A 20,809-nucleotide genomic window follows, 5' to 3' on the forward strand; every position below is an offset into this window, starting at 1 on the left:
ATAGGAACAGATACACCCAACCTGGTCGCCGCCAGAGCGACCGGAATCAGAACGATACCGTCCGGGCAAAAGACCCGGCGGCAACAAAAATAAAAACGATCTCAGGGAGGACCGACAGTGAGATACAGGACGTTCAAGCTCCGCCTGGCGATGGCCGCGGCTGCTATCATCTCGGTGACGCCAGCGCTGGCGGGCGAAATCAACTGGTGGGTGTCGGAGCCCGGCCGGGTCAAGGCCCAGCAGCTTGCGACCGAGTTCGAGAAGGAGAACCCCGGCATCACCGTGAAGCTGCAGGCCAACCCCTATGGTGGCCTCGAAGGCAAGGTGATGATCGCGGTGAGGTCCGGGCTGCCGCCCGATATCATCGAAGTTCAGAACTCATGGATCCCGTCCTATCAGGCCACGGGCGCCCTCGAGGAGGTCGGTGCCGCGATCGGGCAGAGCGTGCCCTTGGGCGATTTCGTGCCCGCGACGCTGGCAGCGACTTCAGTCGACAACAAAGTCTATGGCCTACCTTTCCAGGCCGAGGCCTTGGCGATGCTCTACCGCAAGGATCTGTTCCGCGAGGCCGGCCTCGATGACGGAAAGCCGCCCCAGACTTGGGACGAGATGATCGAAGTCTCGAAGAAGCTGACCTATACCAGCAAGACGGGCCAGCGCCGCTATGGCTACGGGATCGCCGGCGGCGGAGCCGAAGGCCAGGGCAACACGCTGTATCGCTCGCTGCCCTATATCTGGATGAATGGCGGCGACATCCTCTCCCCCGACATGAAGAAGGCGACGCTCAGTTCGCCCGAGGCGGTGGCGGGCGTGAAGTTCTATACGGACATGCTGACCACGCTGAAGGTCGCGCCTCCCTCGACGCTGGAGAATGGCGGCCTCGAACTGCGTCGCCTGTTCATGGCCGGCACCATCGCGATGTATCAGGGCACGCCGACGGAACTGGAACGCTTCGCGCAGGACGCGCCCAATTTGGATTACGGCGTCGCGATCATGCCGTATCCCAAGGGCAAGCAGACCTCCGCATTGCTGGGGGGCTGGGGCTTCATCGTGCCCAAAGCCGGAAAGAACAAGGCCGAGGCGCTGAAGCTGCTCCAGTTCCTCGCCAAGCCCGAGCGGCTCGCGCTCTACACGCGCACCTTCCCGACCACCACGACAGCGATGAACCTGCCGCGCTTCGCCGATCCGAGGCTCGACGCGTTCAAGGTGATGCTGACCCATGCCCGGCCGCAACCGGCCATCGGCACCTGGCTCGAGATTTCCAGCGTCTACTACAAGAGCGTCCAGGAGATCCTGATCGGCGGGGCTACGCCGCAGGCCGCGATGGCCGCCGCCGACAAGGCGATCGACGCGATCCTGAAGAAATAGCCGCCAAGGCGCCACGTCAGGCGCTCGCATGCGCCGACGTGGTGGCCCCGGCATGCCCCTCCGCGCCGCAGCGTGACGATGATGTCCAACACAGCACAGAGCTTGGCCCCGATCCCAGTCCATTCGCCGCCGCGCCCGCCGGAGCGTCATGCCGACGCCCCACGCGGGCGGATCGGGCGCTATATCGCCGCCCATAAGGACGGGCCGATCTTCTTCATCCTGCCAGCGATCGCACTCCTGGCGACCTTCATCATCTACCCTATCATCTCCACGCTGATCTTGAGCGTTACTGACGGCAGCGGCGCCTTCGTGGGCGCGGCCAACTACGTCAATATCATCGAATCCGACCGCACGGCGCGTGCCACCGTCAACACGATCTATTTCGTGGCTTCGTCGATCATCCTGCAACTCGTGCTCGGCACGGCGGCCGGGATCGTGCTGAACGAGCGGTTCCGGGGGCAGGCCCTGGTCCGCGCGCTGACGCTGATCCCCTGGGTGATTCCCGGGGTCGTCGGCGCCATGACCTGGGCCTGGATGTTCCATACCGACTATGGCGTGATCAACTATGTGCTGATGTCGAATGGGCTCGTCGACGAGCCGGTCCGTTGGCTGACCAATCCCAGCATCGTGCTGCCGGCGCTGACGGCCGTGAACGTCTGGAAGATGTTTCCCTTCGTGGCGATCATGGTTTTGGCCGGGCTGCAGTCGATCCCTGTCTCGCTCTACGAGGCGGCGAAGGTCGATGGCGCGACCTTTCGCGACGAGGTCCTCTACATCACCTTGCCGCAGCTGCGCCCGATCCTGGCTTCGATCACCCTGCTGCTGATCATTGCCGGCGTGAACTCCATCACGATCATCTATGCGATGACCAAGGGCGGTCCGGCCGACCGGTCGCTGATCGCCTCGATCCAGATTTTCGTCGAGGCGTTCCAGTACTTCAACTTCAACCAGGCCAGCGCGCTCTCGGTGATGTTCTTCATCGTCTCCACCGTGTTCATCGTCGCGCATATCTGGTTCGACGGCCGCCGGAAGGACCGCTGAGATGAAGGCGCGCAGTGCCTGGGTCTATCTGCCGGTCCTGATCCTCGTGGCGATCACGGTCGTGCCGTTCTTCTGGATGATCGTCTCGTCGTTCAAAAGCCTGGCCGAGCTCTACCATATCCCGATCACATGGCTGCCGAAGCAGACGACGTTCGCGAACTACCAGAAGGTGCTCTTCGACTCGAACGTGCCGCGGTATTTCTGGAACAGCACGGTCGTCTCGCTGGGTTCCACCATCATCGCGCTGATCTTCGCGACCCCGGCAGCCTATGGCTTCTCGCGCTTCGAGTTCAGGGGGCGCTCGCTCTGGCAAATGCTCATCCTGATGTCGCATCTGCTCCCGTCGGCCGCCCTGATCGTGCCGCTCTACATATTCCTGGGCTACCTCAACCTGCTGAATTCGCTGATCGGGCTGATCCTGGTCTATCTGGTTCTCACCCTGCCGCTCGCGATCTGGATGCTGACGGGTTACTTCAAGAACATCCCGGTCGAACTGGAGGAAGCAGCGATCATCGACGGCGCCTCGCGCTTTACGATCCTGCTGCGGATCATGCTGCCGCTGTCGCTGCCCGGTATCGTCGTGATCTTTCTCTATTCCTTCGTCGCGACGTGGAACGAGTTCATCTTCGCCCTGTCCTTCGCCAACGATACGTCGGTGAAGACCTTGCCGATCGGGCTCGCCGAGTTTTCGACCGAATACGACACCGACTGGGGGGCGATCATGGCCGCGTCCGTGATCATGAGCCTGCCGATCGCGGCAATCTTCCTCGGCCTGCAGAAGGTCTTCGTCGGCGGCCTGATGTCGGGCGCGACGAAGGGCTGACCGGCAGCACCCCTAACGGTTTCAATCCCTTGCACATAGCGGGCAGCGCCGATCGCCGCCCACCGGAGCCAGCGTCATGAAGATCTCGTCGATCACGCCCTGGATCGTCAAAGCCGAAGGCACCTTCTTCGGTGAATTCCTGTTCGTCGAGGTGCAGACCGACGAAGGAGTCACCGGCTGGGGCGAGGTCACGACCTCAACGCGGCTCGCCAACCGCACGGTCGCGTCATCCCTGTGCCACCTGAACGAGCTGCTGGTCGGCGCCGATCCACTCAACATCGAGAGCATCTGGAACCGGACCTATCGGAACTTCACCTATATGGGCAGTCGTGGCGCCGCCGCGCTCTGCCTCAGCGGGGTGGACATCGCGCTATGGGACATCAAGGGCAAGGTTCTGGGCCAGCCGATCTACGAGCTTCTCGGCGGCAAGGTCCGCGAGGAGGTGCTGCTTTATACCCACCCCGACCAGAACAAGTTCACGACCAGGGAGGGGGTCGTCGAGGAGATCACGGGCATCGTCAACTCCGGTCATACGGCGCTGAAATTCGATCCCTTCCCCCATCTGAACGGGCTCCAGATCCGCCGCAACGGCTATCTCGACGGTGAAATGTCCCGCAAGGGCGAGCGCGTTGCCGCCGAGTTGACCGCGCTGATCCGCGAGACGACAGGCCCGGATATCGAAATCCTGATCGATGCGCATGGGCGCTTCAACGTGCCGACCGCGATCCGCCTGTGCAACAGCCTGCAGGATGCCGGCCAGATCGACTGGTTTGAGGAGCCGGTGCCGCCCGAGAGCTATCACGCCCTGCGGCAGGTGCGCGACAAGGTCAGCGTGCCGATCTCGGTCGGCGAGCGGTTGCACACGCGTTGGGAATTCGTGCCGATCCTGGAAAACCGGCTGGCCGACTACATCATGCCGGATGTCACCTGGACGGGTGGGATCAGCGAGATGAAGAAGATCTCGACCATGGCCGAGGCCTACTACATCCCAGTCTCCCCGCATGACGCCAGCGGACCGATCAATGTCGTCGCAGGCGGGCAGGTGATGATCACGGTGCCGAATTTCTATCGCATCGAGACTTCGATGCATGACCTCTCCTGCTACAACCGCTTCATCGACACGCCCCTCGACAACAAGGGCGGCAGCCTCAGGCTGACGGGCAAGCCCGGCCTCGGCATCGAGATGGACATGGATTTCCTGCGCGGCAACGTCATCGACGGCTTCGGCCGCTAGGCGCGTCGCGAAAGCGCAGCGGGAGCCCGCCTCGCACTCCCCGAACACCTTGCCTCCAAGCAACGCGCCGGCACCGCATCCGGTCATGACCACGAAGGACCCGACATGTCGCTGATCACCTATCTGACCACCGTCCGGTTTGAGGCGGGCGCCCTGTCGGGCCTCGGCAACGATCTGAACGAGCTGGGCATGAAGGCGCCGCTCATCGTCGCCGATCGGGGCATCGAACGGGCCGGCCTGCTCGACCGTCTTCGTGACGCGCTCCCCAATGGCAGCGGCATGGCTACATTTCTCGACACGCCGCCTAATCCGACGGAAAGCGCGGTTCTCGCCGCGCTGGCCGTGTTTCGTTCGCAAGGGTGCGACGGTCTGATCGCCATCGGCGGCGGATCCGCGATCGACCTGGCCAAGGGTGTCGCGCTGCTCGCCAACCATCCCGAACCCCTGGCGCAATATGCGGCGATCCTCGGCGGCATACCCAAGATCACGGCCGCGGTCGCGCCGTTGATCGCGATCCCGACGACCGCCGGCACAGGCAGCGAGGTCGGGCGCGCCGCCCTGATCAGCCTGGACGACGGTCGCAAGCTTGGCTTCATCTCGCCTCATCTAATCCCCAAGCGGGCGATCTGCGACCCCGACCTCACGCTCGGGCTGCCCGCGTCGCTCACGGCCGCGACCGGCATGGATGCGATCACGCATTGCATCGAGACCTATCTGAGCCCCCGTTACAATCCGCCCGCCGAGGCGATTGCACTGGACGGCTTGGTCCGCGCGATCGGCTCGATCGAGCGGGCGGTCGCAGACGGCAGCGACCGCGAGGCGCGGCGCGAGATGATGATGGCGGCGCTGGAGGGCGGCCTCACCTTCCAGAAGGGCCTCGGCGCCGTCCACGCGCTCTCCCATCCGCTCGGCGGCCTGAAGCAGGTTTCGCTCCACCATGGCACGCTGAACGCAGTGCTTCTGCCCCACTGCCTCACATTCAATGAGTCGCATTGCGCACAGAAATATGCGGTCATCCGGCAGCGGCTCGGACTAGCAGCCGGGCACGATCTGGCTGCGCATTTCCAAGCTCTGAACACAAGGCTCGCGATGCCGTCCACTCTGTCCGAAATGGGCGTCCCACCCGACTGTCTATCCCGCATCGCAGAAGCTGCTACGGCCGATCATTCATCCGCCACCAATCCGAGGCCCGCAGATCGGGATGCCTACCTGGCAATCCTGAAATCGGCTTTTTGAGAGTTTCACCGCAGGAACCGAATGGCCGGGAGCAGCCATACCTCGGCCCGCCGCGACGGCGGCGCGCTTCGTCGGCGTTCTGGACATAGGGGATGAGCAGAGTCTGTGCGCCCAGGTCTAGGAACCGCTTGATGAGCACGGTGTCGTTGCTGGCCGGCCGGACAATGGCCGACACGTCATAGGGCGCAACGGCCTGGAGTTGGGCGAGGACCGTCAGCGGGTGCGAGTGTTCGGTGTCGAACAGCAGCCAGTCATAGCCCGAGCCCGCCACGGCTTCCGCGGCATAGCTGCCGGGCAGGCTGCACCAGAGGCCGAACTGATGGCGGCCTTTCCGCAGGGAAATGGTTTTCGGGCAGTTTCATCACGCGGCCTCAGATGAAGGAGACGCCGATGGCGCCCAGCGGCCCGTAGTCCGCATGGATGACGTCGCCTTTCTTGATATCGACGGGGCGCGTGAAGGAGCCGCCAAGGACGATCTGCCCCTTCTTCAATCCAGCCCCCACATCGTGCAGCTTGTTGACGAGCCACGCGATGCCGGCCGCCGGATGGCCCATGATCGCGGCCGAGACGCCCGATTCCTCGATGATGCCGTTTTGCGAGAGCGTCGCCCCGATCCAGCGCACGTCCACGCAGAACGGGCGGATTGTGCGGCCGCCGAGGACGATGGCACCGAACGCCGCATTGTCGGCGATGGTGTCGACGATCGCCCGGGGAACCTCAGTGCGATAGTCAATGATCTCCAGGGCCGGAACGACGAATTCGGTCGCGCGCATCACGTCGTGGACGCGGCAGGCCGGGCCGGAAAGATCCTCACCCATGATGAAGGCGAGCTCGACCTCGAGGCGCGGCTTGATGAAGGCGTCCGTCTTGAGCCGGGCGCCGTCGTTGTAGAGAGCGTCGTCGAGGATACGACCGTAATCCGGTTCGGTGATCTTCGACGCCATCTGCATGGCGCGCGAGGTCAGGCCGATCTTGTGGCCGGCGAGCCGTGCGCCATTGGCGATCCGGGCCTCGGCCCAGAGATCCTGGATGCGATAGGCGTCGGCAATCTCCATGTCGGGAAATGTCTTCGAAAGCTGGATGCAGGGCACGCGGTCGCGCTCGGCTTTCAGGATGGCTTCTGCGGCCTTGCGGCGATCGTCTTCCGTCAGCATTGGGGTGCATCCTCCCTGTCAGGAAACGGCAGCGCTACTTGATGGGCGCGCGCGGCAGAACGGGCTCGCCCGGCTCCATCACATAGGTGTATTCGAGCGCGTACCAGGGAGGCGCGACGTCCGGCCGCGACGGATGCGGCTCGTCATGGCGGACGAAGTCTCCTATCAGGGCCCTGGTCACGCCGAACTGGACATCGGTTTCGATGTGTGGATCGGTGCGGTCGTAGACCTGCGAGATCAGCACCTTGAAGCCCGGCTTGAAGATCAGCGCATGCAGGTGGGCGGGGCGCATCGGGTGGCGATTCTGCGCCTCGAGGAGACGACCGACCACGCCGTCAGTCGGGATCGGATACCCCACCATCATGACCGAGCTGAACCAGAAGCGGCCATCGGCATCGGTCGTGAACTTGCCGCGCAGGTTCATCTCGGCCTGTTCGGGATCCTGATTCTCGTAGAGCCCGACCGGGGAGGAATGCCAGACGTCGACCTCTGCCCTTTCGATCGGCCGGCCGCCTCCGTCGACGACACGCGCACTGACGAAGAGCGACGCTCCGGGCGTGTCGGAGCGGACTATCGAGCCGCCGTTTTCGACCCGAGGTGAATTCAGCCGCCAGAAGGGGCCCAGCAGGGACTGGGAGGTTTCGGTGTTGCCGCCGTCGCCGTTGTTCAGCAGGCAGACCAGCGAGGACACGCCGAGCGAGCCGGCCATCAGCACGAACTCATTGTGGGTGTCGGAGGCGAGCGCGCCGATCTCGTTGAGGATCGCCGTCGCTTCACGGAATTCGGCTTCCGTGAGCCGGACGTCGCGCACGAAGCCATGCAGATGCGTCACGAGCGAAACCATGATGTCCCGCATGCGCGGGTCCCGCGTCCGCTTCATGACGTCCAGTACGGCTGGCGTGACGTCCTGCTGGCGCTCGATGAGCATGCGCGAACCTCCCTCAAAGATGTGCGGGGCGAGGAGCTTATGTTGAATAATCGATTATCTGTCAAATCGAAGCCGGCCGGACCTATGCCCGATTGAGCGCCAAAATACTTGCAGGTAGGCACATTTCGAAGGTTTTCCTTCAGGAGCGGGAGGCCTGTTTGACACTCAATAATCGTTTATTTATAAGGTCTGGACGTTCCGCGCAGCTCCGAAAGGTCTGGTGTTGAAACCCGCCAGCGCGCCGACGATGTCTGGAAGGGCGCCTGCCGAGTCGGCGGCGGCCGGTGGCGTTTCCGCCGCGCTGTGGCGGACTGCCCTTATCGACGACGGCAAGAACACGATTGCCAGTCAACTGGTTGAGCGGTTGCGGGAAGCGATCGTCTCGGGGCAGCTCGAGGCCGGGGCCAAGATCAACCTCCATCGGGCGCGCGAGATCTTTTCTGTCTCGTTGAGCCCTCTGCGCGAGGCTCTGGCCCGGCTCATCCCGGATGGCCTCGTCATTTTCGAGGACAATCGCGGCTATCGCGTCGCTCCCGTTTCATTGGCCGACCTGCGCGAGATCACGCGGTTGCGCGAGGAGTTCGAGGCGCTCGCCTTGCGCCAGGCGATCGCGAATGCGCCTGCGGAGTGGGAGGGCGAGGTGATGCGGACCTTGCACCGCCTCAACAGAGCCGAACGGAACCCCGCGGATTCGGCCACGCTGGAGCGGTGGGAAGCTCTGCACCGCGAATTCCATCTGTCCCTGCTGGCGGGGTGCGGCATGCCGCTGCTGCTGGGCTTCTGCCGAACGCTTCTCAACTTGAACGATCGTTATCGGCGCAGCTTTCTCGTGCGCACGCCCGGCGACCGGAATGTCAGCATGGAGCATAGTGAGATTGCGCAGGGGGCGGTGGCCCGGGATGCTGATTTTGCCTGCGAACGCCTGCGCGAACACATCCATCGGACCGGCAGCAATCTCGCCGATCATCTCGCTGACAGGGTCGCGCCATGACGCAGTTCATGCCGCCGCTCGGTATCGCACACTTCTCCTGCATGGACGTGCCGCCGGTCGAGTTGGTGCATCTTGCTGCCGAGGTCGGATACGCCGCCGTCGGGTTGCGCCTTCACCCTGCATTTCCAGGAGCGCCCTTCTACACGGTTCCAGCGGGAAGCTCGGAGATGCGCGCGGTGAAAGCTGCGCTGCAGGCCAGCAGTGTCCGTGTTTGCGACATCGAATTCGTCGTCATAGACGACGAGTTCTCCGTCCGCGAACTTCTGCCAGTGCTCGAGAGCGCGGGGGAACTCGGCGCACGCCGTCTGAGCGTCTGCGGGGATGATCCGGACGAGGAGAGGTTCCGCGCCAACCTGGCCATGCTTGCCGAGCAGGCTGCCGGATACGGCATGGGGGTCGATCTGGAGATCATGCCCTGGCGCCGCATCGGGTCGCTGAAGGCCGCTGTCCGGGCCGTCGAGGCCACCGGCATGGCAAATGTCGGCGTGCTGATCGACGCCTTGCATCTGTCGCGCTCCGGCAGCTCGCCTGCAGCGTTGTGGGATGTTCCGCAACCCTTGATCCAGAGTGTCCAGCTCTGTGACGCGCCGGCGAGGCGTCCGACTGACAATGACGGGCTCGTTGCCGAAGCTCGCGGCGGCCGGCTCCTGCCGGGGGAGGGGGCGCTGCCATTGCGAGAGCTGCTGGCCGCCATTCCGCCAAGGGCGTCGCTTTCGGTCGAGGTTCCGAATCGGGGCCTGCCGGCCCTGACCCATGCGCGGGCTGTTTTTGAAGCGGCAAAAGCGCTGCTCCAACCCCAGAGCGGGGAGAATCCGGCGACCCGATAGAGCGGGCCTTCGATGAGCCTCCTCTCGAGAAGTCGACGATCGTAGGAGCCAGAGCCCAGCGCCCCTGCCGCCAAAGATGGGCCAAGAGCAGAAGTTGGGACCCCACCGGGAAGCGGACCTCCTATTTGTGCGGCGCGGTCTTCGTACCCATGCAAAACCTGCAGGCCAGACCTCCCCCGGCGTGATCTCGACCGCACCGGCAGAATTGCACATGAGCTGTGCAAGCCGACATCGCGCAGCGCGGCCGAGGGTTGCGTCCGACCTCAACAATACGGCGGGCTGAGGGGAGACGTACCTTGCGATTGCCGCTATGGGGCAGCGCGCTGAGCGCCACGCTGCTCGTACAGATCATCAGTTCGTTTGCTGCAGCCGCGGTTCCTTTGCTCGGCCCGGTTCTGACGCAGCGCTGGGACCTGCCGCCGGAAAGCATCGGCTATATCTCCGCGACCACGTCGATCGGCATCTGCTGGTGCCTTGCCTGCGGAGGTCCGATGCTCGACCATCACGGACCGATCCGTACTCTGCAACTCGGTTTGGCCGCCATCTGCCTGGCGATGATCCTCCTGTCGCAGCCGGTCGCCCCTCTCGGCTTCGTCGGCGCTCTCCTTCTAGGGCTTGGTCTGGCACCAAACAATCCCGCCGGCAGCACGATGTTGATGCGTACGGCGCCTCCTCGGCACCGCAACTTGATCTTCTCGATCCGGCAAGCCGGCGTGCCTCTCGGCGGTGCTATAGCCGGTGTGTGCGTGGCTCCAGCAGTAGTCAGGCTTGGCTTCGTCTATACGATAGGACTTATTGCAGCCATCGTCCTGCTGAGTCTGCTGGCCGTGCAACCGTTCCAGAAGCGCCTCGACGTCGAAAGGGGGAAGGCGAATCCGCGATGGGCGCGGACGTTCCTGTTGCCTTCGGCCCTGCGCAATGCGGTCAAGGTCATCGGTTCCCATCCATCCCTGCCGCTGCTCACCGGCATCGGAATCTCGTTCTCGCTCGCCCAGGCCAGCGTCACCGCCTTTACCGCGACTTATCTGGTCACGCAGCTCGGCAAGGATCTCGGCCAGGCGGGTTTCCTTATCGCAATGATGCTCACCGCCAGTACGGTCTCGAGGATCGGCCTCGGTTGGCTCGCGGATCGATGGCGCCGTGGCCCGCTCCTGCTCTGCCTGCTCCTGCTCACTACGAGTGCCGCGATCACGTTGCTGATTTGGTCGGCGAACGCATCCTCCTGGGCTCTCTATGGCTCAATCGCCTTCGTTGGCGCGACGTCTTTGGGCTGGAACGGAGTCTACATGGCGGAGCTGGCACGACTGTCGCCACCTGCACTCGTCGGCGACATTACATCCGCTGCGAATCTGTTCGGCTTTGCTGGGTCCTTCTGCGGTCCCCTGATCTTCGCGCTCATCGCCAGCCGGACGGCGAGCTTCGACTGGCCCTACATCCTCGTCGCGGCGCAATTGGCCACTTGCGGCATCTTCTCCTTGTGGCGGCGCGGCTGGCGCTGAGCCTAGGGCGGTTTGCTCCCCTGCTTCCTCTGGTAAAGCCGTACGAGGGGGGAGCGTGCGCCAGCAGCGGACTCTAGCTTCTTGCCGAAAAGCCGACCTTAGCGCTTTAGCTGGAAGCAGAGCTTCGTACCGACGTAGGCAGGCGACGGCCTTCTTTAGAAACCGGTTTCGTTATCAGCAGACAGATCGCCGGCGAAGCGCGCGATCGCAAGTCTCATCACCTCTGCGATCTCTGCGGTTCTGTCGAGGCACCGGAACTGCGGGCCTGCAACGACGATCGAGAGTCGCCGGTGGCGGACGGGAAGCGGAAATGCCACGCCGACGAGGTCGGGGCTGAAGTCACCGTTGCTGAAATGATAGCCGCGCGCCGCGGAACGCCGGATCTCGGCCTCGACCGCTTCGATGCTCATCGGTGTCGTTGCCGAATAGCGCTCGAAGCTGAGCTTGCGGTAGAGCGCCTGGCGCTCCGCCGGGGAATATTGGGCTAGGATGGCGCGGCCCGTCGAGCTGGCATGGATCGGCAGGCGATGGCCGACGCGGGCGAAATAGCGGATCGGCGCCCTCGATTCGACGACATGGATGAAGAGCGCATGCGTGCTCGCGGGCGCACCGATCGCCGTGGTTTCCCCCGTTTCCTCGGCGATCTCGGTCACGAGCTGGAGGGCTGCCTCCGGCAGGGGTTCCGCCTTCGAGACCGCCTGTGCCATGGCGAGCCATCGCGGGCTGGGGTAGTAGCCGCCCCGCGCCCGCGGCTCGTAGAGATAGCCCTTCTCCGCGAGGGTGCCGATCAGGTTGAACGTACTGGATCGCGGCCAGCCGAGCTCGTCCGAGAGCTCGGCCAGGGTCGCCGGGCGCTGCCGGCGGGCGAAGAACTCGAGAAGCTCCAGAACATTGGCAGCCTGCTTGACCTGCATACGTCTTCCTGTGCGCCTCGATCGTGACTATGACGGGGAGAGCGACGCCAAAATGCGCTCGGCGGCGCGCAGATGCGGCTTGTCGATCATCTGGCCATCGATTTTCACTACGCCGAGATCGGCCTGATTGCCAAATGCATCGGCAATACGGCGTGCCCATGCGATCTCCTGCTCGCTCGGCCTGAAGGCGGCGTTGACCGGCTCGACATGCTTGGGATGGATCACGCCCTTGGCCATGAAGCCGTCGCGCCGCGCCTCGCGCGCCTCATGTTCCACCGCGGCGAGATCGTCGATCATGACGGCGACCGTGTCCACCGCGACCACGCCGGCTGCGGCCGCGCCGGCGAGGCAAAGGTTACGCGCGAGCTGATACGGCGGCAGCACGCCGCTGGCATCGCGATTGGCGGTCGCGCCGAAGGAGGCCGCGAGGTCTTCCGCCCCCCACATCATCCCCCAGAGGCGCTCGCTGCAGCCGCGATAGCTGCCCAGCCCGAAGAGGGAGGCAGCCGTCTCCGTGACGATCGCCAGGACGAGGGTGCTCCCGGCGGCGATGCCATTGGCGGCTTCCAGGGCGTCCAGCATATGTGCAAGGCGCCGCACCTGGCCCGGCCCATCGCATTTCGGCAGGGCGACGCCGTCGGGACGATAAGGCATTACGGCTGCGAGGTCGGTGGCGCTGAGCCCGGTCTCAAAGGCGTTGATGCGCACGAAGAGCCTCTGACGGCCGCGCGTTGCCTGCAACATGGCGGCCGTCTCGCGCCGGGCCGCTTCCTTGGCATCCGCCGCGACGGAATCCTCCAGATCGAGGATCAGCGCATCGGCGCCACACTCGCGTGCGCGAGCGAATTTGCGAGTGCTGTCGCCGGGAACGAAGAGGAGGCTGCGCATCACGCCGCCGCCTGCCGCCGGTGCATCATCGCCATGCGCCGGCACACCGCCACCACTTCGCCGCGCTGGTTGAGGCATTCGTGCTCGAACTCGACCAGCCCCGCCGTCTGCCGCGACTGGCTCTCCCGCTTGCCGAGGACTTTGGTCCGAGAGCGCAGCGTATCGCCCTGGAACACCGGTTTCGGAAAGCGCACGTCGCTCATGCCGAGATTGCCGATGGTGGTGCCGAGCGTGGTGTCGGAAACGCTCATGCCGATCATGATGCCGAGCGTGTAGAGGCTGTTGAACAGCGGCTTTCCCCATTCCGTCCGGCTCGAGAAATCGGCGTCGATATGGAGCGGCTGCGGGTTCAGGGTCATCAGGCTGAAGCTGATATTGTCCTGCTCGGTGACCGTCCGCGAATAGCCATGTTCGAAGACCTGCCCGATCTCGAATTCCTCATAGTAGAGTCCGGCCATCATCGCGCTCCTGCAGTTCCGTTCGCTTCGGTGATATCGGCGCCGGCGCGGAGAACGCCGGCCTGTTCCAGCCTATCGATCTCTGCCGTGGGCAATCCCCATTCTCCCAAGGCCGCCCGCCCGCCTTCGCCCGGCGCCCGCCCCGCGGTCGGCCTTGCCGCGGGCGTCCCGCTGAAGCGCGGCTGGGGCGCAGGCTGGAGCACGCCCTCGATCGCGATGAAACTCTCTCGCGCTTTCGCATGCTCGTGCACCGGCGCCTCGGCGAGGCTGAGCACCGGCGCGAAACAGGCATCCGTCCCCTCGAGCAGGGCGCACCATTCGGCTCGGCTGCGCTCCGCGAAGCGCCGGGCCAGCAGGTCGCGGGCCTGCGGCCATGACGCGCGCTCGTCGACATCGGGGAAATCTGCGGGATCGAAGCCGATCCGGCGCAGCAATTCGTCCCTGAACTTTTTCTCGATGGGCGCCACGGCGATCCACTCGCCATCGGCGCAAGCGTAGGTCTCATAATGCGGGGCGCCGGAATCGAGGAGGTTGGTTCCGCGTTCCGGTCGGTGCAAGCCGGCCGCCGCTAGGCCGAAGAGGCTCGCCATCAATGTCGCGCTGCCCTCGGCCATGGCTGCGTCGACGACTTGTCCCGCGCCGGATTGCCGGGCGACGAGCAACGCGCAGACAATGCCGAAGGCGAGCAACATGGCGCCGCCGCCATAGTCGCCGATCAGATTGAGCGGGACGCTCGGCGCCTGGCCCGCCCGGCCGATCGCGGACAGCGCGCCCGAAAGCGCGATGTAGTTGAGATCGTGCCCGGCGGCCCGGGCGAGCGGCCCGCTCTGGCCCCAGCCGGTCACGCGCCCGTAGACGAGGCGCGGGTTGCGTTCGAGACATATTTCGGGGCCGAGGCCCAGGCGCTCCATCGTACCGGGCCGGAACCCTTCGATCAGCGCATCGGCCTGCGCGATGAGCGCGAGCGCGCAGGCGATCCCCTCCGGCCGCTTCAGGTCGAGCGCGATTGAACGGCGGCCCCGGCGCGTGACGTCGAAGCGGGGCGGCCTGGCGATGCCGAGGCCGCTCGGCTCGAGCCGGTCGAGGACGACGACGTCGGCGCCGAGATCGGAGAGCAGCATCGCGGCCATCGGGGCGGGACCGATGCCTGCGAATTCGACGATCTTCAGTCCGGCGAGGGGGCCGCTACGGCTTTGCGTCATGGCACGCGCCCTTCGACGAGGCTGCGTTCCAGCATCTCGCGATGTTGCGGCGCCGCGATCGCGATCAGGGCGCGGGCACGCTCGGCGGCACTGCGATGGGCGAGTTCCGCAACGCCATATTCGGTCACGATCGTATCGGCATCGGTGCGGGCGAGCGTGACCGCGCCGACGCGCGGCACGATCCGCGAGACCGCGCCCGTCCGGCCGGTCGCGCGCAGAGCGACGATCGAGCGCCCTCCCATCGAGGCACGAGCTCCGCGTGAGAAATCGCAGAGCCCGCCCGTGCCGCCGACCGGAGCGCCATCGGCGGCCTCCGCATTGACCTGGCCGGACAGGTCCACTTCGATCGCCGCATTGACGGCGATCATCCGCTCCTGCCGGGCCAGAACGGAAAAGGCATGCGTATGGGCGGCGGGGCGCAATCGGATCGCTTCACTGCAATGGAGGAAGCCGAAAGCCGGACTGGAACCGACGACGACATTGGCAATGCCCAGTCCGGGATCCACAGTCTTGCGGGCATTGGTGAAGACGCCGCGCGCCGCGAGGGCCGCCATCCGGTCGCCGAAGACGCCGGAATGGATGCCGAGCTCGCGGTGGCCGGCAAGGCCGTCGAGGATGGCATCGGGAATGGCGCCGATTCCGATCTGGATGGTCGCGCCATCGGGAACGAGCGCCGCCACATGCCCCGCGATCGCGCGCTCGACCTCTCCGGTCGCCACGGCCGGCGCCGAGACCGGCTCCCGGTCCGTCTCGACGATCGCATCGATGCGCAGAGCCGATGGAATTTCAGCCCCGGCGCACCAGGGTGCCCGTGCGTTCACCTCGGCGATCACGCAACGCGCCCGACGGGCGGCGGCCAGGACATAGTCGTTGGCCAGTGTCGCGCATCGGCCACGGGGCCCTTCCGCGAGCTGGATCAGCACGACATCGGCCCGGATCGTGCCCGATGCGAAGCCGGCTTCGAGCGCGCTGTAGTGCAGAGGCCAGACATCGAGCCGCCCACGCCGGGCGATGCGGCTCGCGCGACCCATGGCGCCGTAGCCCGCGAACGGCATCTCCGCCGGGGCTGTATCGAAGCTGTTCGACACCACCGTGCCGAGGAAGGTCTCGAAAGGCCCGACGGCCCCGAAGGCGGCCGGCAGCGCGGCCGCCAATGTCTGCGGTTCGGCAGAAACCTGACCGCACAGCACCCGGTCGCCAGGCCTGATGAAGGCGGCCAGATCCAGCGAGTCTGGTTCGATCCTGCGCATGCCGCTCAATAGGATTTGGGCAGGCCGAGCACCTTCTCGGCGATGAAGCACAGAACGAGCTGCGGGCTGATCGGCGCGATACGCGGGATCATCACCTCGCGCAGATAGCGCTCGACATGGAACTCCTTGGCATAGCCGAAGCCGCCATGGGTCATCACCGCCTGCTGGCAGGCATCGAAGCCGGCTTCGCCGGCGAGGTATTTGGCGGCGTTGGCGCTGGCGCCGCAGGGCAGGCCGGAATCATATTCCCAGGCCGCGCGCATCACCATTAGCCAGGCCGCTTCGAGCTGCATCCAGTTGCGGGCGAGCGGGTGCTGGATCGCCTGGTTCTGACCGATCGGACGATTGAAGACGACGCGCTCCTTCGCATAGGCCGTCGCCCGCGAAAGCGCGAGCTGGCCGAGGCCGATCGCCTCGGCGGCGATCAGCACGCGCTCGGGATTCATGCCGTGCAGGATGTATTCGAAGCCGCGGCCCTCCTCGCCGATGCGATCCTCGACCGGAATCTCGAAGCCCTCGATGAAGAGTTCGTTCGAGTCCACGACCTTGCGGCCCATCTTCTCGATCTCGTGCACCTTGATCCGGCTGCGATCGAAATCGGTGTAGAACAGGCTGAGGCCATGAGTCGGCTTCTTCACCTCCTCCAAAGGAGTGGTCCGGGCCAGCAGCAGGATCTTGTCGGCGACCTGCGCGGTCGAAATCCAGACCTTCTGGCCGTCGACGACATAGCGATCGCCCTTGCGGACCGCGCGCGTCTTGAGCTGCGTCGTGTTGAGGCCGGTATTGGGCTCGGTCACGGCGAAGCAGGCTTTCTCCTTGCCCTGCACCATCGGCGGCAGCATGCGCCGCTTCTGCTCCTCGGTGCCGTTCACCAGGACCGGGTTGAGTCCGAAGATGTTGATGTGCAGGCAGGAAGCGCCCGACATGCCGGCGCCGGATTCGGCGATGGCACGCATCATGATCGCCGCTTCGGTGATCCCCAGCCCCGAACCGCCGTATTCCTCGGGGATGCAGATGCCGAGCCAGCCAGCCTCTGCGAAAGCCGAATAGAAATCCTGCGGAAACCCTCCCTCGCGGTCGCGCTTCAGCCAGTAGTCGTCGCCGAAGCGTTTGCAGATCGCGGAGATCGCCTCGCGGATCGCTTCCTGGTCGTCACTCAGTCTGAAATCCATCGGGTCGTCCTCAATTTTCCGCCATGTCCGGGGTGCGTTCCGTGACGAGCAGAGCCCTCTGCAAGGCGAGCTTGTTGATCTCGCCGTCCGAAAAGCCCGCCTCGCGCAGGATTGCGACCCCGTCCTCGCCCTTGTGAGGGGGCAAACGCGTGATTTCCGACGGCGTGCGGGACCATGTCGTGGCGAGGCGCATCATGCGCAGGCGCCCTTCGGTCGCATGGTCGACAGGCTGGAAGAAGCCGGTTTGCACGAGGTGCGGATCGTTGAGCACGCTGTCGAAATCATGCATCGGCATCGACGGGATGTCGGCACTCTCGAGCAGCTCCAGCCATTCCGCCGTGCCGCGCTGCGTGAAGATGCGCCCGAGCTCGCCATAGACATGGTCGATATTCGCGATGCGGTTGGCGAAATTCGCAAAGCGCGGATCGCGCTGTGGCAGATCCGCCTGGCCGATGGCATCGAGGAAGCTCGCCCATTGCTTGTCGGTATAGATCAGGGCGCAGACATAGCCGTCGCAGGTCCGGTACGGGCGCCGCTCCGGTGAAAGCTGGCGTCCGTAACCCCCGCCGCCGATCGGCGGCTCGAAGGTCAGGCCGCCGAGGTGGTCGCCCAGCACGAAGCCGACCATAGTCTCGAACATCGGTATATCGACTTGCTGACCCATGCCGGTGCGGTCGCGATTGACCAGCGTGGCGCAGATCGCGCCGACAGCGGCGAGCCCGACCACACGGTCGGCGATGGCGGAGGGAACGTAGCCCGGCGTGCCGTCGCCTGCCTTCGCGATCAACGACGACATCACCGAAGCGCCCTGGATCAGGTCGTCATAGGCCGGCTTGGCGGCATAAGGGCCGCTCTGGCCGAAGCCGAAGAGGCCGGCATAGACGAGGCGCGGATTGAGGGCCGCCAGCGTCTCGTAGCCAAGCCCCAACCGCCGCATCGCCTGGGGGCGGATATTGTAAGCCAATACATCAGCGTCGCCCGCCAGCCGGAGCAGGGCCTCCCGGCCAGCGTCCTGCTTGAGATCGAGGCAGATGCTGCGCTTGTTCCTGTTGGCGTTGAGATAGATCGCGCCCATCCCCGGATTGCGCGAGGGGGCGATCTGCCGCGTGACGTCCCCGTCGGGGGCTTCGACCTTGATGACGTCGGCTCCCATGTCGCCCAGCATCTGAGTCGCGTAGGGACCCATCAGAACCGACGTCATGTCGATGATCTTGATGCCTTCGAGCGGACCCATGCCTCATCCTTTCCGAGCTTCGACGGCTCGCTTCGAATTCATATACAGAGATTTTTTATTCAGAAAAGGCCAAATTACTGCTGCAATGCAGCGACGATTTGTTGCGATGCAAGGTCAATTCCTACCGAGTTAAACATGGAATAATTATTGAATATCAATATGATAACCCCAGCGATGTGCTTTTTCGCGCCTCTCGCAACCAGTTGACACTTGAATTCATGGATGTGTACACATTCGCCAAGCTCATGAACAGGAGGCGCTCGTGACCGTCGCGTTGAACTCCGGACTGCGCCCGCATACGCAGGAGGGTTCCCTGCGCCGCTACGATCGCCTCTTCATCGGCGGGGAATGGGTCGCGCCGCTGGATGGCGGGCTCGTCGAAAGCATCGATCCGGCGACGGGGCTGCCCTGGGCCGAGGTCGCGTTCGGCGGACCGTGCGATATCGATCGCGCCGTCGCGGCGGCGCGCGAAGCCTTCGAGGGGCCGTGGCGCCGCATGCCCGGCTGGGAACGCGCGGCACTGCTGCGGCGCCTAGCCGACCTCTACCGCGACTTCGCCGGCGAGATGGCGGTGCTGGAATCGCGGGATTCCGGCCGCGCCATCCGCGAAGCGCGCAGCGATGTCGGCGCACACCACCACTGGTACCAGTGGTTCGCGTCGCTCGCCGACAAGATTTCCGGCCGCACCATTCCGATGGACGACTCGGTGCATTGCTTCACCACCCGCGTACCGGTCGGCGTGGTCGGTGCGATCACGCCTTGGAACGCGCCGATGCTGACGACGACCTGGAAGGTCGCGCCGGCTCTCGCCGCCGGCTGCACCATCGTGCTGAAGCCGGCCGAGCAAACACCTGTCACGGCCTTGGAGCTCGCGGGGCTGATCGAGAAAGCCGGCTTCCCGCCGGGCGTCTTCAATGTCGTACCGGGCAATGGGCACGATGCCGGCGCCCATCTCGTCGCCCATCCGGGCGTCGACAAGATCGCTTTCACCGGCGAGGGCCGCACGGCCAAGACGATCCTGCGCAACGGCGCCGAGAATCTGAAGCGCTTCTCCTTCGAGCTCGGCGGCAAGGCGCCTCATATCATCTTCGCCGATGCTGATGTCGAGCAGGCCGTCAACGCGGCGACATCATCGGCTTGGGCGGTCTGCGGCCAGAGTTGCGCGCTCGGCTCTCGCGTGCTCGTGGAGCGACCGATCTACGACCGAGTCGTCGGCGCCTTCGCCGAGCGCGCCACGAAGGTCCGCGTCGGCATGCCGCTCGAGGAGACCACGCATATGGGCCCGCAGGCCCATGTCGAGCAACTCGACAAGACACTGTCCTATATCGACATCGACAAGTCCGAGGGGGCCGAGCTAGTTGCCGGCGGCAAGCGGCTGTCCGACGGCGCGCTGGCGAAAGGCTTCTTCGTCGCCCCGACGGTCTTCGCCAATGTCGCCAACGACATGCGGATCGCCCGCGAGGAAATCTTCGGACCCGTCGCCTCGCTCATCCCCTTCTCCGGCGAGGAAGAGGCGGTCGAGATCGCCAACGACACGACCTATGGGCTGACCGCCGGCCTCTGGACCAGCGATGTCGGGCGGGCGCACCGCGTCTCCGCGCGCATCCAGGCCGGCATCGTCTGGGTCAACACCTACCGCTACATCCGCTGGTCGACGCCCTATGGCGGCTTCAAGGGCAGCGGCTGGGGGCGCGAGAACGGGCTCGAAGCGCTCGACAACTTCCTGGAAACGCGGACCACGGTCGTCAGCACGACCGGCCAGTTCCCGGATGCCTACGCACAATAGAACAGCCGGAGGAAACGACCATGCGTCTTGCGGGCAAGCTTGCCGTCATCACCGCGGCGGCATCGGGGATGGGGAAGGCCGGGGTCGAGCTGTTCCTGCGCGAAGGCGCCAAGGTCGTCGCGATCGACGTCGACGCCGAGGCCCTGGCGCGCCTCGCCACGGAAGCGAAGGCGAGAGGCCAAAACGTCGAGACGCTGCAGGCGGACCTCTCCCGACAGGAGGTGATGCGCTCCTCCGTTCACGAGGCGGCGGCGCGCCTTGGCGGCATCGACGTCATGTGGGCGCATGCCGGCATTCCCGGCCCCGCCGGTATCGAGGACCTCGATCTGTCGGCCTATGACCGGGCAATGGCGCTGAACATCGATTCGGCAGCGCTCGCCGCCGGCGAGGTCATCAAGCACATGCGCAAGCGCGGAGGCGGCTCGCTGATCTTCACGGCGTCGGTCTCGGGGCTCGTCGGCTCGATGTTCAGCCCGGTCTATTCGGCGGCCAAGTTCGCCGTCGTCGGGTTGACCAAGTCGCTGTCGCAGACATTCGCACCCGACAAGGTCCGCGTGAACGTGATCTGCCCGGGCCTCACCGATACGCCGATGGCGTTCAACTTCACCAGCCGCTCGGGCGATCCGGCCGAGGCGGCCGCGAACGAGAAGAAGCTGCTCGCAGCCGTGCCCCTCGGACGGCTCTGCCGCCCGGACGAGATCGCCCATGCCGCGCTCTGGCTGGCATCCGACGACGCGTCCTTCGTCAGCGGCGTGGCCCTGCCGGTCGACGGCGGCTTCACGGCCCGCTGAGCGCAAGGGGGAC

19 protein-coding genes and 1 pseudogene are annotated in these 20,809 nt (G+C 65.1%); 10 read left to right on the forward strand and 10 right to left on the reverse strand.

Annotated elements, in window-relative coordinates:
* Positions 1–117: 117 nt before the first annotated feature.
* The 5 genes from AC1DE3_RS25730 to AC1DE3_RS25750 all read left to right on the forward strand — a co-directional run bounded on the left by AC1DE3_RS25730 (position 118) and on the right by AC1DE3_RS25750 (position 5,702).
* Positions 118–1,368 (forward strand): ABC transporter substrate-binding protein, encoded by a 1,251-nt coding sequence (locus AC1DE3_RS25730; RefSeq protein WP_476852866.1) that lies wholly within the window; start codon positions 118–120, stop codon positions 1,366–1,368.
* A 78-nt stretch (positions 1,369–1,446) separates the two neighbouring features.
* Entirely contained in the window at positions 1,447–2,409 is a 963-nt protein-coding gene (locus AC1DE3_RS25735; protein ID WP_476852867.1) for a carbohydrate ABC transporter permease, read from the forward strand.
* Between the two features lies 1 nt (position 2,410).
* Positions 2,411–3,232, forward strand: coding sequence for a carbohydrate ABC transporter permease (locus AC1DE3_RS25740; RefSeq protein WP_476794701.1), 822 nt, complete (start codon positions 2,411–2,413; stop codon positions 3,230–3,232).
* Positions 3,233–3,308: 76 nt separating this feature from the next.
* The gene (locus AC1DE3_RS25745; RefSeq protein ID WP_476852868.1) at positions 3,309–4,466 is read left to right on the forward strand and encodes a mandelate racemase/muconate lactonizing enzyme family protein; all 1,158 of its coding nucleotides are present in this window, start codon (positions 3,309–3,311) and stop codon (positions 4,464–4,466) included.
* Positions 4,467–4,571: 105 nt separating this feature from the next.
* The gene (locus tag AC1DE3_RS25750; protein ID WP_476852869.1) at positions 4,572–5,702 is read left to right on the forward strand and encodes an iron-containing alcohol dehydrogenase; all 1,131 of its coding nucleotides are present in this window, start codon (positions 4,572–4,574) and stop codon (positions 5,700–5,702) included.
* Between the two features lie 37 nt (positions 5,703–5,739).
* On the opposite strand, the pseudogene AC1DE3_RS25755 reads toward AC1DE3_RS25750, so the two are convergent.
* From AC1DE3_RS25755 to AC1DE3_RS25765, 3 genes and pseudogenes are all read right to left on the reverse strand, one after another.
* Positions 5,740–6,064, reverse strand: a pseudogene (locus AC1DE3_RS25755) (aldolase/citrate lyase family protein); the annotation flags it as partial.
* Between the two features lie 9 nt (positions 6,065–6,073).
* A complete protein-coding gene (gene hpaH / locus AC1DE3_RS25760) occupies positions 6,074–6,856 on the reverse strand; it encodes a 2-oxo-hept-4-ene-1,7-dioate hydratase (protein WP_476852870.1) in 783 nt (260 codons plus the stop codon).
* Between the two features lie 34 nt (positions 6,857–6,890).
* Positions 6,891–7,784, reverse strand: a complete 894-nt coding sequence (locus AC1DE3_RS25765; RefSeq protein WP_476852871.1) for a dioxygenase family protein — start codon at positions 7,782–7,784, stop codon at positions 6,891–6,893.
* Positions 7,785–8,031: 247 nt separating this feature from the next.
* Between AC1DE3_RS25765 and AC1DE3_RS25770 the strand changes: the two genes are divergently transcribed.
* The 3 genes from AC1DE3_RS25770 (at position 8,032) to AC1DE3_RS25780 (ending at position 11,101) form a co-directional block, all read left to right on the forward strand.
* Complete coding sequence (locus AC1DE3_RS25770; protein WP_476852899.1) at positions 8,032–8,775, forward strand: GntR family transcriptional regulator; 744 nt, start codon at positions 8,032–8,034, stop codon at positions 8,773–8,775.
* Positions 8,772–9,602 carry a sugar phosphate isomerase/epimerase family protein gene (locus AC1DE3_RS25775; protein ID WP_476852872.1) on the forward strand — a complete coding sequence of 277 codons (831 nt, stop codon included), beginning with the start codon at positions 8,772–8,774 and terminating at the stop codon, positions 9,600–9,602. The genes AC1DE3_RS25770 and AC1DE3_RS25775 overlap by 4 nt, the downstream gene beginning before the upstream one ends.
* A 218-nt stretch (positions 9,603–9,820) precedes the next feature.
* A complete protein-coding gene (locus AC1DE3_RS25780; RefSeq protein WP_476852873.1) occupies positions 9,821–11,101 on the forward strand; it encodes an MFS transporter in 1,281 nt (426 codons plus the stop codon).
* Positions 11,102–11,256: 155 nt separating this feature from the next.
* Here the strand turns inward: AC1DE3_RS25780 and AC1DE3_RS25785 are convergent, their stop codons facing one another.
* The 7 genes from AC1DE3_RS25785 to AC1DE3_RS25815 are packed head-to-tail and all read right to left on the reverse strand — an operon-like array spanning position 11,257 to position 18,219.
* Positions 11,257–12,015: an IclR family transcriptional regulator gene (locus tag AC1DE3_RS25785; protein WP_476794692.1), complete on the reverse strand. Its 759-nt coding sequence runs from the start codon at positions 12,013–12,015 to the stop codon at positions 11,257–11,259.
* 27 nt (positions 12,016–12,042) lie between these two features.
* The gene (locus tag AC1DE3_RS25790; protein ID WP_476852874.1) at positions 12,043–12,903 is read right to left on the reverse strand and encodes an HpcH/HpaI aldolase/citrate lyase family protein; all 861 of its coding nucleotides are present in this window, start codon (positions 12,901–12,903) and stop codon (positions 12,043–12,045) included.
* Positions 12,903–13,361, reverse strand: coding sequence for a MaoC family dehydratase (locus tag AC1DE3_RS25795; protein ID WP_476852875.1), 459 nt, complete (start codon positions 13,359–13,361; stop codon positions 12,903–12,905). The genes AC1DE3_RS25790 and AC1DE3_RS25795 overlap by 1 nt, the downstream gene beginning before the upstream one ends.
* A complete protein-coding gene (locus AC1DE3_RS25800) occupies positions 13,361–14,563 on the reverse strand; it encodes a CaiB/BaiF CoA transferase family protein (protein WP_476852876.1) in 1,203 nt (400 codons plus the stop codon). Before AC1DE3_RS25800 ends, AC1DE3_RS25795 begins: the two co-directional genes overlap by 1 nt.
* Positions 14,560–15,813, reverse strand: a complete 1,254-nt coding sequence (locus tag AC1DE3_RS25805) for an acetyl-CoA hydrolase/transferase family protein (protein ID WP_476852877.1) — start codon at positions 15,811–15,813, stop codon at positions 14,560–14,562. The genes AC1DE3_RS25800 and AC1DE3_RS25805 overlap by 4 nt, the downstream gene beginning before the upstream one ends.
* Positions 15,814–15,818: 5 nt before the next feature.
* Complete coding sequence (locus AC1DE3_RS25810) at positions 15,819–16,985, reverse strand: acyl-CoA dehydrogenase family protein (RefSeq protein WP_476794687.1); 1,167 nt, start codon at positions 16,983–16,985, stop codon at positions 15,819–15,821.
* Positions 16,986–16,995: 10 nt separating this feature from the next.
* On the reverse strand, positions 16,996–18,219 hold the full coding sequence (locus AC1DE3_RS25815) for a CaiB/BaiF CoA transferase family protein (protein ID WP_476852878.1): 1,224 nt from the start codon (positions 18,217–18,219) through the stop codon (positions 16,996–16,998).
* Between the two features lie 262 nt (positions 18,220–18,481).
* Between AC1DE3_RS25815 and AC1DE3_RS25820 the strand changes: the two genes are divergently transcribed.
* Both AC1DE3_RS25820 and AC1DE3_RS25825 read left to right on the forward strand, forming a co-directional pair.
* The gene (locus AC1DE3_RS25820; protein WP_476852879.1) at positions 18,482–20,005 is read left to right on the forward strand and encodes an aldehyde dehydrogenase; all 1,524 of its coding nucleotides are present in this window, start codon (positions 18,482–18,484) and stop codon (positions 20,003–20,005) included.
* Between the two features lie 20 nt (positions 20,006–20,025).
* A complete protein-coding gene (locus tag AC1DE3_RS25825) occupies positions 20,026–20,796 on the forward strand; it encodes an SDR family NAD(P)-dependent oxidoreductase (RefSeq protein ID WP_441509698.1) in 771 nt (256 codons plus the stop codon).
* Positions 20,797–20,809: the final 13 nt, after the last annotated feature.

It is taken from the genome of Allobosea sp. 10L417, from assembly GCF_056395485.1.